This window comes from Sphingobium sp., from assembly GCA_023266575.1.
Lineage (GTDB): Bacteria > Pseudomonadota > Alphaproteobacteria > Sphingomonadales > Sphingomonadaceae > Sphingobium.
Window position 1 is genome coordinate 73108 of sequence record JAHFPV010000003.1, and the last position, 14565, is coordinate 87672.

At 65.4% G+C, this 14565-nt stretch carries 12 protein-coding genes and 1 riboswitch; of the genes, 10 read left to right on the forward strand and 2 right to left on the reverse strand.

Annotated features, from left to right (window positions below; all coding sequences use genetic code 11):
* The first annotated feature begins 5 nt into the window (after nt 1-5).
* The 3 genes from nirD to cobA are packed head-to-tail and all read left to right on the forward strand — an operon-like array spanning nt 6 to nt 3719.
* The gene (gene nirD / locus Q0D44_RS05120; protein ID WP_217672687.1) at nt 6-341 is read left to right on the forward strand and encodes a nitrite reductase small subunit NirD; all 336 of its coding nucleotides are present in this window, start codon (nt 6-8) and stop codon (nt 339-341) included.
* Nucleotides 341-2950 (forward strand): nitrate reductase, encoded by a 2610-nt coding sequence (locus tag Q0D44_RS05125; RefSeq protein WP_294133457.1) that lies wholly within the window; start codon nt 341-343, stop codon nt 2948-2950. The genes nirD and Q0D44_RS05125 overlap by 1 nt, the downstream gene beginning before the upstream one ends.
* On the forward strand, nt 2937-3719 hold the full coding sequence (gene cobA, locus Q0D44_RS05130; protein ID WP_294133459.1) for a uroporphyrinogen-III C-methyltransferase: 783 nt from the start codon (nt 2937-2939) through the stop codon (nt 3717-3719). Before Q0D44_RS05125 ends, cobA begins: the two co-directional genes overlap by 14 nt.
* Nucleotides 3720-3752: 33 nt before the next feature.
* Here cobA and Q0D44_RS05135 read toward each other — a convergent pair whose 3' ends face one another.
* A complete protein-coding gene (locus Q0D44_RS05135; RefSeq protein ID WP_294133461.1) occupies nt 3753-4274 on the reverse strand; it encodes a molybdenum cofactor guanylyltransferase in 522 nt (173 codons plus the stop codon).
* 45 nt (nt 4275-4319) lie between these two features.
* Here Q0D44_RS05135 and Q0D44_RS05140 point away from each other — a divergent pair, with 45 nt between their 5' ends.
* The 7 genes from Q0D44_RS05140 (at nt 4320) to Q0D44_RS05170 (ending at nt 13689) form a co-directional block, all read left to right on the forward strand.
* Nucleotides 4320-5222, forward strand: coding sequence for a LysR family transcriptional regulator (locus Q0D44_RS05140; RefSeq protein WP_294133960.1), 903 nt, complete (start codon nt 4320-4322; stop codon nt 5220-5222).
* Between the two features lie 99 nt (nt 5223-5321).
* Entirely contained in the window at nt 5322-5774 is a 453-nt protein-coding gene (locus tag Q0D44_RS05145) for a formate dehydrogenase subunit gamma (protein ID WP_294133463.1), read from the forward strand.
* Nucleotides 5771-7420: a formate dehydrogenase beta subunit gene (locus tag Q0D44_RS05150; RefSeq protein ID WP_294133466.1), complete on the forward strand. Its 1650-nt coding sequence runs from the start codon at nt 5771-5773 to the stop codon at nt 7418-7420. The genes Q0D44_RS05145 and Q0D44_RS05150 overlap by 4 nt, the downstream gene beginning before the upstream one ends.
* A complete protein-coding gene (gene fdhF, locus Q0D44_RS05155) occupies nt 7417-10263 on the forward strand; it encodes a formate dehydrogenase subunit alpha (RefSeq protein WP_294133468.1) in 2847 nt (948 codons plus the stop codon). Before Q0D44_RS05150 ends, fdhF begins: the two co-directional genes overlap by 4 nt.
* Before the next feature lie 10 nt (nt 10264-10273).
* On the forward strand, nt 10274-10579 hold the full coding sequence (locus Q0D44_RS05160) for a formate dehydrogenase subunit delta (protein ID WP_294133470.1): 306 nt from the start codon (nt 10274-10276) through the stop codon (nt 10577-10579).
* Nucleotides 10580-10613: 34 nt separating this feature from the next.
* The gene (fdhD, locus tag Q0D44_RS05165; RefSeq protein WP_294133962.1) at nt 10614-11396 is read left to right on the forward strand and encodes a formate dehydrogenase accessory sulfurtransferase FdhD; all 783 of its coding nucleotides are present in this window, start codon (nt 10614-10616) and stop codon (nt 11394-11396) included.
* Between the two features lie 65 nt (nt 11397-11461).
* Nucleotides 11462-11683: riboswitch (cobalamin riboswitch) on the forward strand.
* 170 nt (nt 11684-11853) lie between these two features.
* Complete coding sequence (locus tag Q0D44_RS05170) at nt 11854-13689, forward strand: TonB-dependent receptor (protein ID WP_294133473.1); 1836 nt, start codon at nt 11854-11856, stop codon at nt 13687-13689.
* 37 nt (nt 13690-13726) lie between these two features.
* On the opposite strand, the gene Q0D44_RS05175 is transcribed toward Q0D44_RS05170, so the two are convergent.
* Nucleotides 13727-14563, reverse strand: coding sequence for an ABC transporter substrate-binding protein (locus Q0D44_RS05175; protein ID WP_294133474.1), 837 nt, complete (start codon nt 14561-14563; stop codon nt 13727-13729).
* Nucleotides 14564-14565: the final 2 nt, after the last annotated feature.

Here is a 14565-nt window from a genome sequence, read left to right on the forward strand (position 1 = left end):
GACATATGACCGACTGGATCGACATCGGCACGCTGGCCGACATTCCGCAGCGCGGTGCGCGCACCGTTCAGATTGGTGGCGAGAAAGAAATCGCGGTGTTCCGCACCGGCGACGACCAGATTTTCGCCCTGGTCAATGAATGCCCGCACAAAAAGGGACCGCTGAGCCAGGGCATCGTCCATGGCCACAGCGTCGCTTGCCCGCTGCACAATTGGAACATCGCGCTGAAAAGCGGCGAAGCGCAGGGCGAGGATAAAGGCTGCACCCCGACGATCGCGGTGAAACAGGAGGATGGTCGCATCCTGATCGCGCGACCTGAACTGGCGAAGGTGGCCGCCTGATGAGCCAGGCGATCCGCACCACCTGCGCCTATTGCGGCGTCGGCTGCGGCATCGCGGCGACGCCGACCGGCGGCCGCGCCGTGACGATCAGGGGGGATGAGACGCATCCGGCCAATGCGGGCAAGCTCTGTTCCAAGGGTACGCATCTGGGCGAGACGGTGGGTCTTGAAGGCCGTCTGCTCCATCCCATGACCGGCGACAAGCGCGCCAGTTGGGACAAGGCGCTCGATCTGGTCGCCAGACGCTTTGCCGACACGATCGCCAGACATGGTCCCGATAGCGTCGCTTTCTACGTCTCCGGCCAGATCCTGACCGAAGATTATTATGTCGCCAACAAGCTGATGAAGGGCTTTATCGGGTCGGCCAATATCGACACCAACAGTCGCCTTTGCATGTCGAGCGCGGTCGCCGGGCATAACCGCGCATTCGGCGAAGATGTCGTCCCCGCCAGCTATGACGATCTGGACGAAGCCGACCTGATCGTCCTCGTCGGCTCCAACACCGCATGGTGCCACCCGATCGTCTATCAGCGGATACAGGCCGCCCGCGCCGCGCGCGGCACGAAACTGGTGGTGATCGATCCGCGCCGCACCGAAACCTGCGAAGGCGCAGACCTGCATCTGGCGCTGCGGCCCGGCAGTGACGTCGCGCTGATGAACGGGCTGCTCGCCTGGATGGAGCAGGCAAAGCTGCTCGACGCGGATTTTTTGGCGCGCAGCGTCCATGCGCCCAACGGCTTCTGGGACCATATCCGGACCGGCCATGACCTGTGGACCACGGCCAAGGCGTGCGATGTCTCGCCTGCCTCGCTCCAGCAATTTTACGAACTGTTCGCCGCGACCCCGCGCACCGTCACCATGTTCAGCCAGGGGATCAACCAGTCGATCCGCGGCACGGATCAGGTCAATGCGATCATCAACGTCCATCTCGCCACCGGCCGCATCGGCAAGCCGGGCGCGGCGCCTTTCTCCATCACCGGCCAGCCCAACGCCATGGGCGGGCGCGAAGTCGGCGGCCTTGCTTCCTCGCTGGCGGCGCATATGGATTTCGCACCGGACAATGTCGCGCGCGTCGGCCGTTTCTGGGCCGCGCCGACCATGGCGACCAAGCCGGGGCTGAAGGCTGTCGACATGTTCCGCGCCGTCAACGAAGGCCGGATCAAGGCTTTGTGGGTGATGGCGACCAACCCCGCCGTGTCGATGCCCGACGCCAATCGCGTCCGCGAAGCGCTGGAGACGGTTCCTTTCCTCGTCGTGTCGGAGGTGATGGCCAACACCGACTCCAGCGTCCACGCCCATGTCCGCCTGCCCGCCGCCGCATGGGGCGAAAAGGACGGCACCGTCACCAATAGCGACCGCACGATCAGCCGCCAGCGCGCGCTGCTGCCGCTGCCCGCCGAAGCGAAACCCGACTGGTGGATCGTCACGCAAGTCGCCCGCCGCATGGGGTGGCGCAACGCCTTTGCCTATGATCGTCCCGCCGACATCTGGCGCGAACATGCGCGCCTGACCGCCTATCAGAATGATGGCGTGCGGCTGCTGAACCTGCGCGCGCAGGCGACACTGGGCAATGACGCCTATGAGGCGATGGAGCCGTTCCGCTGGGGCGGCACGCCCTTTGCCGACGGGCGCTTTTCGACGCCGGATGGCAAGGCGCGGTTGCTGCCGGTCAGCCAAATGGATGTGCAGGGTCCGCTCAAGGACTGGCCGATGACGCTCAACACGGGTCGGTATCGCGACCAGTGGCACACGATGAGTCGCACCGGCCTGTCGCCCAAATTGGCGCGCCACCGGGGGGAGCCACTGGTCGAGGTCCATGCGGACGACGCAGCTGCGCTGGGCATCGCCGACGGTGATCTGGCCCGCGTATCGACGCCGCAGGGCGACAGCCTGTTCCGCGCGCGGATCAGCGATGGCCAGCGTCCCGGCGACGTCTTTACCCCGATTCACTGGACCGACCAGCAATCGACCGGCGGCCGCACCGGCCTGCTGCCGCGCCCGCTGGTCGATCCCCATTCGGGTCAGCCGGGGTTCAAATCCACCCCGGTCAGGGTCGAAAAAGTCGCCACCGAATGGAAGGGCTTTCTGATCCTGCGCGGGAGCGAACCCGTGCGCGTGCCATGCCTGTGGGCCACGCGCATCACCGTGCCGGGCGGCGCGCTCTATGAAGTGGCGGGCAATGGCGATCCGGCGCGGCTGGAAGCGTGCCTGCCCAAGGGCGATCGGGTCGAGGCGATCGACATGACGCGCGGCACCCGCCGCGTCGCGATCATCCGCGACGGCAAGCTGGCAGGCGTACTGATCGTCACCCGCAGCGGCATATTGCCCACGCGCGACTGGCTGATCGGTCAGTTGGCGGTGGAAGGTGTGGGCGCATCGGTGCTGGCGGCACGCGGGCCGGGGAGCCAGCCTGACAAGGGCGCGGTGGTGTGCGTCTGTTTCGACATTGGGCTTAACCAGATTGTTGCGGCCATTCGCGAACAGAGGCTGGTCGATGTTCCCGCGATCGGCGCAGCCTTGGGGGCGGGGACCAATTGCGGGTCATGCCGCCCGGCGCTGGCCAACATATTGGCCCAGGCCCAACAGGAGACGCTTCATGCAGCCGAATGAGTTGATCGCGCCCGGACAGGTGTGGCTGGTGGGCGCGGGGCCGGGCGACCCGGACCTGCTGACGCGCAAGGCGGACAAGCTGATCGCCGCCGCCGACATCGTCTTTTACGACGCGCTGGTCGGGCCGCAAGTGCTGGACCTGATCCCAGCCGGAGTCGAGCGGGTGAGCGTGGGCAAACGCTCCGGTCGTCACAGCAAGCAACAGGACAGCATCAACGATCTGCTGCTGGCCGCCGCCCGTGCGGGCAAGCGGGTGGTGCGGCTGAAGGGCGGTGATCCGTCGATATTTGGCCGGTCGGCCGAGGAAATGGACCATCTGGGTGACGCAGGGATTGCCGTGCGCATCTGCCCCGGCATCACCACCGCCAGCGCGGCGGCGGCAAGCGGCCATGCCTCGCTTACCCTGCGCGGCAAGGCGCGCGGGCTGACTTTGGTGACCGCGCATCTGAAGGCGGGCGAACCGTTGAAACTCGACTGGGATGCGCTGGCGCGGCCCGGCGGGACGATCGGCATCTATATGGGCCGCGCGGCGGCGGGCGAAATCGCGCGCAACCTGATCGCGGCAGGGCGCGACCCGGAAACCCCGGTGATGGTGGCGGTCAATGTCTCGCTGCCCAGCGAACGGCTGATCCGCGGCAAGCTGTCGGCGCTGGCCTTTCTGGTGCAGACGATCAGCGACGAAGATCCGACCCTGCTGCTGATCGGCGAAGCGGTGGCGGGGACGCGGGTGCCGGTGCAGATTGGGGCGAGCGTGGCTTTACCTGCCTAACTACCGTCGCTCGAAACGAACGGGTGTTGCGTGTTATAACCCCGCCAGATCCTCAGGCCGGTTGATATTGGGCATGACCAGCCCCGGCATCTCCACCACCCGCGCGCCGATGCGGTCGAGCCAGCCATAGATGGAGCGGTTATTGTCCGCCGCCAGATGCGCGTCGAGTTCAGGCGCGAGAGATGCAGGCCACCAGCCGAGCAATTGCTGGCCTTTCAATATCGCCGCATCCGCCCCGATCAGTGCCGCTGGCAGGTCCACCGGATAGAGTGGCATGTCGCACCCCGTCGTCAATACCCCGGCAAAGCCGTGGTTCTGCGCATCATGCAGCGCGGCGTTCAGCCCGCCCAATGGTCCCATGTCCGGCGCGGGCCGATCGGCCAGGCCACCCGCGCGCCCGCAGATCACCACCTGCGCGACATGGGGCGCAAGGCCTGCGATCGCATGGTCCAGCAAGGTCCGTCCATCCGCCATCACGGCCAGCGCCTTGTCGCTGCCAAAGCGGCTGGACCGGCCCCCCGCCAGCACCGCGCCCAATATGAGCTGTTCCGTCATGATGCTTCCTTGATAGCGCCCTTCTATCAGGCCTATACCAAATATATGCAGACCCGCCTCGTCGAATATTTCCTGGCGCTGGAGCGTGAAGGCCATTTTGCGCGGGCGGCGGCTCTATGCCATGTGTCGCAACCCACGCTGTCGGCGGGCATCGCTACGCTGGAATCGCAACTGGGCAAAAGGCTGATCCGGCGCGACCGCAAATATGCCGGATTGACGCCGGAGGGCGAGGCGATTTTGCCATGGGCGCGGCAATTGGTCGCGGCGGCCGAGGCGCTGGGGCAGGCGGCGGAGACGGCGCGCGGGCCGCTTAAGGGCGAATTGCGGCTGGGCGCAATCCCCGCCGCCATGCCGGCGATCGGCTGTCTGGCGACCGCGATGCTGGAACGACATCCGGGGCTGAACATTTCCGTCCGGGCGCTGACATCGCGCCAGATCGAGCGCGAACTGGCCGCGTTCGAGCTGGACGCGGGCCTCACCTATCTCGATTTCGAACCGCCCGCCCACGCACTGTCGGTGCCGCTCTATGCCGAGCGGGCGATGCTGGTGAGCGCGGTGGATGGCGTGCCGATTCCCGCTGTCGTCGATTGGGCCGACCTCGCCAGCCTGCCGCTCTGCCTGTTGCATCAGGGGATGCAGAACCGGCGGATATTGGACGCGCGGCTGGCCGATCGAGGACTGGCGCTGCGGCCCTTGGTGACCGCCGACTCTTATGTCGCGCTGTTGGGGCTGGTGCAGCAGGGGCGGCTCTGTTCGATCATTCCCGACAGCCATGCCGCCTTGCTGGACGGTCTGCGCTGGGCGCGCACGACGCCGCTGCCGGACATGGGGGATGGCAGCCGGGTTGGCGTCATCGTGTCGGACAGTGCGCCGATGGGCCCATTGGCGCAGGCGGTGCTGGCGGTGGCGCGCGGGTTGCGCCTGCCGCCCGGATTCGGATCGCTTTGATAGACTATCTCTATCAAGCATCGCTGGCTTCGATTTGACCGGCGCGCCCCGCTGCCGCACTATCCGGTCAAAATTGCGGCCATAAGGCAGGGTATCGGGATGGAAGAGTTTATCGAAGGCTGGACCGCGCGCCACGGCGCGACCCGCGACCAGTTGCTGCCGCTGCTCCATGCGGTGCAGGAAGAGGCTGGCTATGTACAGGATGCGCTCGTGCCGGTCATCGCTCGCGCGCTGAACTTGTCGCGCGCTGACGTGCATGGCGTCGTCACCTTCTACCATGATTTTCGCCGGACGCCTGCGGGTCGCCATGTCGTCAAGCTGTGCCGGGCCGAAAGCTGTCAGGCGCGGGGCGGCGCGGCGATCGAGGCGGCGGCGGCGCAACGGCTGGGCGTGGCGATGGGGGAGACGCGCAGCGACGGCGCGGTCAGTCTGGAGCCGGTCTATTGCCTGGGCCTGTGCGCGGTCGGCCCCAATGCGCTGGTCGATGGTCGTCCCATGGCGCGGATCGACACGGCCGCGCTGGATCGGATCGCAGCGGAGGTGGCGGCATGAAAATTTATGTGAGCCGCGACATGGCATCAGTTGCGCTGGGCGCGGATGACGTTGCGCAGGCCTTTGCCGACGCCGGGTGCGAGGTAATCCGCACCGGATCGCGCGGGCTGTTCAGCATCGAGCCTTTGGTAGAGGTGGAGACGGCGGACGGCCGCATCGGCTATGGTCCGGTCGGGCCGTGGGATGTCGCGGCGGTGCTGGATGGCAGCCACCCCAACCGGCTGGGAGCGGTCGATCAACTCTCCTTCTTCGCCGGGCAGCAGCGTTTCACCTTTGCCCGGTGCGGCATGATCGACCCGCTGAGCCTGACCGATTACGCCGCGCAGGACGGCTGGAAAGGGCTGGACGCCGCGCGCGCGATGGCGCCACAGGCCGTGGTCGATGCCGTCAAGGCGTCGGGCCTGCGTGGGCGCGGCGGGGCAGGTTTCCCGACCGGCATCAAATGGCAGACGGTGCTGGATGCGCCGGGGACGCAAAAATATATCGTCTGCAACGCCGACGAGGGCGACAGCGGCACCTTTGCCGACCGGATGCTGATGGAGGGCGATCCCTATTGCCTGATCGAGGGCATGGCGATCGCCGCCCATGCCGTGGGCGCGCATCATGGCTATATCTATATCCGCTCCGAATATCCCTTCGCCATCTACACGATGCGGCTGGCGATCGAGCGATCGGCGCATCGGATCGCGCCCTTCACGCTGGAAGTGCGTGAGGGCGCGGGCGCCTATGTCTGCGGCGAAGAAACGGCTTTGCTCGATTCGATCGAGGGCAAGCGCGGCCAAGTGCGCGCCAAGCCACCCTTGCCTGCGCTCAAAGGCCTGTTCGGACAGCCGACGGTGATCAACAATGTGCTGAGCCTCGCTGCCGTGCCGTTCATTCTGGCCGAAGGGGCGGATGCCTATGCGGCGGTCGGCTTTGGCCGGTCGCGCGGGACGATGCCGGTGCAGCTGGCAGGCAATGTGCGACATGGCGGGCTGTACGAAATCGGCTTTGGCATCACGTTGGGCGAACTGGTGAACGATATTGGCGGCGGCACCGCGAATGGCCGCCCGGTGCGCGCGGTGCAGGTGGGCGGGCCGCTGGGGGCTTATTTTCCGCCAAGCATGTTCCATCTGCCCTTCGATTATGAAAGCTTCGCCGCTGCTGGTGGCCTCATCGGTCATGCCGGGATCACGGTGTTCGATGACAGTGTCGATATGGCGCATATGGCCCGCTTCGCGATGGAATTTTGCGCTGCGGAAAGCTGCGGCAAATGCACGCCCTGCCGCATCGGATCGACGCGCGGAGTGGAGATTGTCGACCGGATCATGGCGGCGCGGCCAACTCCCCCATCCGTCATGCCAGCGAGGGCTGGCATCTCACTTGCTGAAGGTGGCGCGGAAGAAAAGGGGGATCCCAGCGTGCGCTGGGATGACGGGGTTTTGGGCAAAGCCCTCTACTCCCGTTCCCCATCCCGGATCGACAGCTCGCTCGATGCGCAAACCACGCTTCTCCGCGACCTGTGCGATACGATGAAATATGGGTCGCTCTGCGCGCTGGGGGGCTTCACCCCCTATCCGGTGCTGAGTGCTCTGGACTATTTTCCAGAGGATTTCGGCGCGAGTCCAAGTCCGAATTTGGCGCCGTTGAAGGAGGCTGCGGAATGACCTTTACCCGCGAAACCGACCATGGCACCCCGGCTGCAATCGCTACCGGCAAGTCCGTCACCCTGACCATCGACGGGCAGGCCGTGACCCTGCCCGAAGGCACCAGTATCATGCGCGCCGCGTCGCTGCTGGGCGGCTCCATCCCCAAACTCTGCGCCACCGACAGTGTCGAGAGTTTCGGCTCCTGCCGCCTTTGCCTGGTCGAGGTGGAAGGGCGCAACGGCTATCCCGCCTCCTGCACCACACCGGTGGCCGAAGGCATGGTCGTGCACACCCAGACCGATCGGCTGAAAAAGCTGCGGCGCGGGGTGATGGAACTCTATATTTCCGATCATCCGCTCGACTGCCTGACCTGCGGCGCTAATGGCGATTGCGAATTGCAGGATCAGGCCGGCGCGGTTGGCCTGCGCGACGTGCGCTACGGCTATGACGGCGCGACCAATATGGGGCAGGCGAAGGACCAGTCGAACCCCTATTTCGATTTCGACCCCAGCAAGTGCATCGTCTGCTCCCGCTGCGTGCGTGCCTGCGACGAAGTGCAGGGGACGTTCGCGCTGACGATCGAGGGGATGGGGTTCGATTCCAAAGTCTCCGCGTCGCAGGGCGAGGGATTTCTGGGGTCCGAATGTGTCTCCTGCGGTGCCTGCGTGCAGGCCTGCCCCACCGCATCGCTGATCGAAAAGAAGGTGGTCGAGGTCGGCACCCCCGACCGCGCTGTCGTCACCACCTGCGCCTATTGCGGCGTCGGCTGCACCTTCCGCGCGGAAATGCGGGGCGAGGAACTGGTGCGCATGGTGCCGTGGAAGGATGGCAAGGCCAATCGCGGCCATAGCTGCGTCAAGGGCCGCTTCGCCTGGGGCTATGCCCAGCATCAGGATCGCATCCTCAACCCCATGATCCGCGCCAGCGTCGATCAGCCATGGCGCGAAGTGTCATGGGATGAGGCGATCGACTATACCGCGTCGGAATTCCGCCGTATCCAGGCCAAATATGGCACCCGCTCCATCGGCGGCATCACGTCCAGCCGCTGCACCAACGAAGAAACCTTCCTGGTCCAGAAACTGATCCGGCAGGGCTTCGGCAATAATAATGTCGATACCTGCGCCCGCGTCTGCCACTCGCCGACCGGCTATGGCCTGAGCCAGACCTTCGGCACATCGGCTGGCACGCAGGATTTCGACAGCGTCATGCAGGCGGACGTGATCCTGGTCATCGGCGCGAACCCGACCGACGGCCACCCGGTATTTGCCAGCCGCATGAAAAGGCGGTTGCGGCAGGGCGCGAAGCTGATCGTCATGGACCCGCGCCGCACCGATCTGGTCAAATCCCCCCATGTCGAGGCGGACCATCATCTGCCCCTGCGCCCCGGCACCAATGTCGCGATGCTGACCGCGATGGCGCATGTGATCGTCACCGAAAAACTCTATGACGAGGCGTTCATTCGCGAGCGCTGCGATTGGGACGAGTTTGCCGACTGGGCCGATTTCGTCTCCCAACCCGCCCGCTCGCCCGAAGCCATCGAGCCGCTGACCGGCGTGAAGGCGGATGAGGTGCGCGCCGCCGCCCGGCTTTACGCCACCGGCGGCAATGGTGCCATTTACTATGGCCTTGGCGTGACCGAGCATAGCCAGGGGTCATCGACCGTCATGGCCATCGCCAACCTCGCCATGGCCACCGGCAATGTCGGGCGAGAGGGCGTTGGCGTGAATCCGCTGCGTGGCCAGAATAATGTCCAGGGCGCCTGCGACATGGGCAGCTTCCCGCATGAATTTTCCGGCTATCGCCATGTGTCGGACGTGGCCACGCGCAGCCTGTTCGAGCAGGCATGGGGCGTGTCGCTCGACGGCGAGCCGGGGCTGCGCATCCCCAACATGCTGGACGCGGCGACCGACGGGACGTTCAAGGGGCTGTTCGTGCAGGGTGAGGATATTCTCCAATCCGATCCCAATACCCATCATGTCGCGGCGGGGCTGGCGGCGATGGAGTGCGTGGTGGTGCAGGACCTGTTCCTCAACGAAACCGCCAATTACGCCCATATCTTTCTGCCCGGTTCGACCTTCCTGGAGAAGGACGGCACCTTCACCAACGCCGAACGCCGCATCCAGCGGGTGCGCAAGGTGATGGCGCCCCTGAACGGCTATGCCGACTGGGAAATCGTTCAGCTGGTCGCCAATGCCATGGGCCTCAATTGGACCTATGATCACCCCTCCCAGATCATGGATGAGATTGCGGCGTTGACCCCGACCTTTGCCGGTGTCCATTATGACCGGCTGGAGGCAGAGGGATCGCTGCAATGGCCCGCCAATGACGCTGCGCCGGACGGCACGCCGACGATGCATATGGGCGGCTTCGTGCGGGGCAAGGGTAAGTTCGTCGTCACCGATTATGTGCCGACCGATGAAAAGACCGGCCCGCGCTTCCCGCTGCTGCTGACGACCGGACGCATCCTGTCCCACTATAATGTCGGCGCGCAGACGCGGCGCACCGCCAACACCGCCTGGCACCCGGAGGACCGGCTGGAAATCCATCCGTCGGACGCCGAGAATCGCGGGATCAAGGAGGGCGACTGGGTCGCGCTGAAGAGCCGCGCGGGGGAAACGACGCTGCGCGCGCAAGTGACCGAACGGGTTGCGCCGGGCGTGGTCTATACCACCTTCCACCACCCCGAAACGCAGGCTAATGTCATCACCACCGACTATAGCGACTGGGCGACCAACTGCCCGGAATATAAGGTGACGGCGGTGCAGGTCATGCCATCCAACGGGCCGAGCGACTGGCAACAGGATTATGCGCAGAAGGCCCGGATGAGCCGCCGCATTGCACCACTGGAAGCAGCGGAATAGGATCGGGCGGATGAGCGACGAAACCGAAATCATGTCCACCACCGACCGGTTGGTCTATATGGCGCACCAGATTGCCCGCAATCTGGAAACCATGGGTGAGGCGAAGGCGGTGGCGGCGCTGGTCGAGCATCTGACCCGTTTCTGGGATCCGCGCATGAAGGCGCAGATCATTGCCATCGCGCAAGACCGGCCCGAACGCCTGTCGCCCATCGTGGCGGCAGCCGTGGCGCGCATGGCGCAGGGCTGGTCAGCGCCGCAGGTGGATGCGGCCCAGTTCAACGCGGTGGGCGAGACCGGTCATTGCGACGCCGGATGAGCGCCGCACTGTGACGGATCATGATGCGGGCAGCATGGCGTGGCTGCCCTTTGACCGCCTGACGCCGGACGGCGAAACCGTGACGATGGATCGGGCGCTGGCCGACGAAGTGCCGGTCGCGATCGAGTTTAACGGTATCGGCTATGCCGTGTTGATGGCGACGCCGACCGATATTGGCGATCTGGTGCTGGGCTTTGCGCTGGCCGAGCGACTGGTCGGGCCGGATGATGTCCCGTTCGATGTCGATACCCATCGCACCGATCAAGGCATTGTTGCCCGCGCCACCCTGCCGCCGTCGCGGACGGACCTGTTGCTGGACCGGGTGCGGCACCGGGCGTCGGACTCCTCGTGCGGCATATGCGGCATTGAAAATCTGGAGCAGGCGATCCGGCCCCTGCCACAGGTAGCGGAGCGTTCGCGCGCCGACCGGGCGGCGATTTTTCGCGCGCTCGATGGGCTGGCGGTGCATCAGCCGCTCAACGCCGCCACCGGTGCGGCCCATGCCGCCGCCTGGGTCGGTGCGGACGGGGCGATCCGTCTGGCGCGCGAGGATGTTGGGCGGCACAATGCGTTCGACAAGCTGATCGGCGCGATGAAGCGGGCGGGCGCGGACTGGGACGGCGGTTTTGCCCTGCTGTCGTCGCGCTGTTCCTACGAACTGGTGGAAAAAGCGGTGCTGAGCCAATGCCCGCTGCTGGTGACCATCTCCGCCCCCACGAGGCTGGCGGCGGCGCGCGCGGCGCAGGCCGGGCTGCCGCTGGTCGTGCTGGCGCGGCCAGACGCGGTGTTGCATCAGGGCAACGCACTGCTGGCGTAGCGCAACTGGCCGCTTGGCATCACCCGGCCTTTCCCCTAGAGCGCGCGACGCGGCGGGGTTTCCCCGTCGTGCTAGATCGCGCCGGTGTCCCGCAAGGGGCTTAAAATGGGAATGCGGTGCGGGCGTGCAAGCGCCCAATTCCGTGGCTGTCCCTGCAACTGTAAGCGGTGAGCATGATGCACGCGGGTCGCAAGACCCGGCCACTGGACAGCCTATGTCTGGGAAGGTCCGTGCGTCATTGCCCTGACCCGCGAGCCAGGAGACCTGCCGGCGTCTGGTCGCTCTTGCCCTGATCCAGGGGATGGTCATGGCACGGTGGTTTTCCGTCGAGCGACGCTGTGCGGCCGGGGCCGCATCGTGCCGTGCGGCGGGGGCTGGCGTCATCCCGCATCATGGCGCGACCGTTTGCGCGGACGCCCCGGCCTTGAAGTCGCAAATGACGCTCAGGGCTTATATCATGGTAAAAACAGGCATTTCTCTTATCGCGCTGCTGGCGGCAACGCCCGCTCTGGCGCAGGACGATAACATCGTCGTCACCGCGTCGGGCATCGAACAGTCGCGGGACGAGGTGGGGCAGGCGATCACCGTCATCGACGCGCAGACCATCCAGACGCGGCAGGCGGTCGATGTGGTCGATCTGCTGGCGACGACGCCGGGCGTGCGCTTCAACCGCAACGGTTCCACCGGCGGCGTGACCGGGGTGTCGCTGCGCGGCGCGGAAACAACGCAGACATTGGTGCTGATCGACGGGGTGAAGGTCAACGACCCCAGCGGCATCGGCGATGGCTATGATTTCGGCCATTTGCTGACCGGCAATATCAAGCGGATCGAAGTGCTGCGCGGCTCCAACTCGGTCGTCCATGGCAGCCAGGCGATCGGCGGCGTGGTCAACATCATGACTGGCGTGCCTGCCGAGGGCTTTGGAGCGAACGCTTCGGTCGATTATGGCTATAGCGATACGCTGAACGCCAAGGCGGACGTTTCCGGCACCAGCGGGATCGCGTCGGGCGGGGTGGGCGCGGCCTATTTCCGCACCGATGGCATTTCCTCGGCGGCGGGCGGCACGGAGAAGGATGGCTATGAAAATATCGCCACCAATGCCCGGCTGAAACTGGCGTTCAGCGATGCGCTGAGCCTCGACCTGCGCGGCTATTATATCCATGCCGACCTGGACTATGACAGCTTCTTCGGCGCGCCTGCCGACAGCAGCGATGTGAGCAAGCTCGACCAATATGTGGGCTATGCGGGTCTCAACTTCGCCCTGCTGGATGGGAAGCTGACCAACCGTGCGGCGGTCACTTATCTGCGCAACGACCGCGACTATTATTTCGTGCGCGGCACCGACCCGGACTATGGCTATTCCGGCACCAACCTGCGCTTCGACTATGAAGGCGTCTATGCCCCGGTCGATCAGGCCAGGCTGGTGTTCGGCTATGAGCATGAACGGCCCGACTATGATTTCTTCGGTTTCGGCAGCACGTCGTCGGCGAAGATCAACATCGACAGCGTCTATGCCCTTGCCATCGTCAAGCCCTTCACCGGCCTGTCGGTCACAGGTGGGGTGCGGCATGACGATCATAGCCAGTTTGGCGGCGCAACCACATTCGGCGCGAACGCAAACTACACGCCGAACGCTGGCGCGACCAACATCCGCCTGAGCTATGGCGAAGGGTTCAAGGCACCCTCGCTCTATCAGCTTTACGACATGTTCAGCGGCAACAGCGCGCTGCGCCCCGAACGGTCGAAAAGCTATGATGTCGGTTTCGACCAGAGCCTGGACGGCGGGCGGGCGACAGTGTCGGTCACGGCGTTCCTGCGCAATACCACCGACCAGATCAATTATGACAATGCGACCTTCAGCTACAGCAATCTGGACCGCACCCGCGCCAAGGGGGTGGAGGCCAGCATTGCCTTAAAGCCGGTGGACGCACTGACCGTGACCGGCAGCTATAGCTATGTCGATGCGCGTGACCGGTCGGGCGGGATCAATGATGGCAACCGCCTGCCGCGCCGCGCGGTCAATGCGGTCAGCGTCTCGGCGGACTATGTCTGGTCCTTCGGCCTGTCGACTGGTGCCACGGTGACGATGGTGGGCGACAGTTTCGACAATGCCGCCAACACCCGCCGTCTGGATGGCTATGCGCTTGCCGGTTTGCGCGCCTCGCTGCCGCTGGGCGAGCATCTGGAAGTCTATGGCCGCATCGACAATCTGTTCGATGAAGCCTACGCCACCGCCTATGGCTATGGCGTCTATGGCCGCTCCGCCTTTGGCGGTGTGCGTGTCCGCTTCTGATATGGCACAAGGGGGGACGGGCGTCAGGCTCGTCCCTTCACTTTGGCGCGTTCAGCCGCGTCGCGCTTTTGCTGCGTGGCGCCCCAAGTTGCGCCACGATGGCCCGCGCCGCCTGTACATAGGCGGGGCCGCCGCATACGGTCCAGCTTTGCGGCAGGCTGATGCGCGGGATGCTCTTGATCGCTGGATGCTGAAGCATTTCGGTCCCCTGATCGACCACCGCTTCGCTGCCGCTTTCGACGATCAGCCAGTCGGGCCGGGCCGCGACCATCGCCTCCAGCGGCACCTGCGCCAGCGCAGGCTTACCGAGTTTCGCGGCGAGGTTTGTGAGGCCCACCCGGCGCATCAGGTCATCGACCAATGTGCCGGTGCCGGTCATGTAGCCGCGCCGCTGATAATAGGCCGCCACGCCGTTACGTTTTGCTTTGGGCAGTGCCGCCAGTTCGCGGTTGATCTGCGCGATCAGCTTTTCGCCCCGGTCGACATGCCCGACCGCGCGCGCGACCTGCCGTATCTGATCGAGAATCGCGGCATAGCTGTCCGCACTGGCCAACCCCAGCGTGGTCCATTGCCCCGGCGGCGCGCCAGCCACCATGTTCGGCCCGATGGGATAGCCCAGGATCAGGTCGGGCCGGATCGCCAGCACCTCCTCCGAAGCGCGCCGCAGCACGCGATAGCTCCGCGCCTTGTCCGCCGCCGCCGACAATTCGGGATCGCGCGCATTGCTGCTGAGCGCGGCGATCTGCCCCTCGTCGGCCAGCGCGACGAGATATTGGTCGGCGCAGACATTGAGCGAGACAATGCGGCGCGGCGTTGCGTTCGCTGCGCTGGTGAGTGTCAGGGCAGTAATGGCAAGGGTCAGCGGACGGATCATGG

What these genes read in the sequence shown, in the direction of transcription:
- nirD (WP_217672687.1), top strand. Translation starts at nt 6, where the DNA reads ATGACCGACTGGATCGACATCGGCACGCTGGCCGACATTCCGCAGCGC.
- Q0D44_RS05125 (WP_294133457.1), top strand. Translation starts at nt 341, where the DNA reads ATGAGCCAGGCGATCCGCACCACCTGCGCCTATTGCGGCGTCGGCTGC.
- cobA (WP_294133459.1), top strand. Translation starts at nt 2,937, where the DNA reads ATGCAGCCGAATGAGTTGATCGCGCCCGGACAGGTGTGGCTGGTGGGC.
- Q0D44_RS05135 (WP_294133461.1), bottom strand. Translation starts at nt 4,274, where the DNA reads ATGACGGAACAGCTCATATTGGGCGCGGTGCTGGCGGGGGGCCGGTCC.
- Q0D44_RS05140 (WP_294133960.1), top strand. Translation starts at nt 4,320, where the DNA reads ATGCAGACCCGCCTCGTCGAATATTTCCTGGCGCTGGAGCGTGAAGGC.
- Q0D44_RS05145 (WP_294133463.1), top strand. Translation starts at nt 5,322, where the DNA reads ATGGAAGAGTTTATCGAAGGCTGGACCGCGCGCCACGGCGCGACCCGC.
- Q0D44_RS05150 (WP_294133466.1), top strand. Translation starts at nt 5,771, where the DNA reads ATGAAAATTTATGTGAGCCGCGACATGGCATCAGTTGCGCTGGGCGCG.
- fdhF (WP_294133468.1), top strand. Translation starts at nt 7,417, where the DNA reads ATGACCTTTACCCGCGAAACCGACCATGGCACCCCGGCTGCAATCGCT.
- Q0D44_RS05160 (WP_294133470.1), top strand. Translation starts at nt 10,274, where the DNA reads ATGAGCGACGAAACCGAAATCATGTCCACCACCGACCGGTTGGTCTAT.
- fdhD (WP_294133962.1), top strand. Translation starts at nt 10,614, where the DNA reads ATGGCGTGGCTGCCCTTTGACCGCCTGACGCCGGACGGCGAAACCGTG.
- Q0D44_RS05170 (WP_294133473.1), top strand. Translation starts at nt 11,854, where the DNA reads ATGGTAAAAACAGGCATTTCTCTTATCGCGCTGCTGGCGGCAACGCCC.
- Q0D44_RS05175 (WP_294133474.1), bottom strand. Translation starts at nt 14,563, where the DNA reads ATGATCCGTCCGCTGACCCTTGCCATTACTGCCCTGACACTCACCAGC.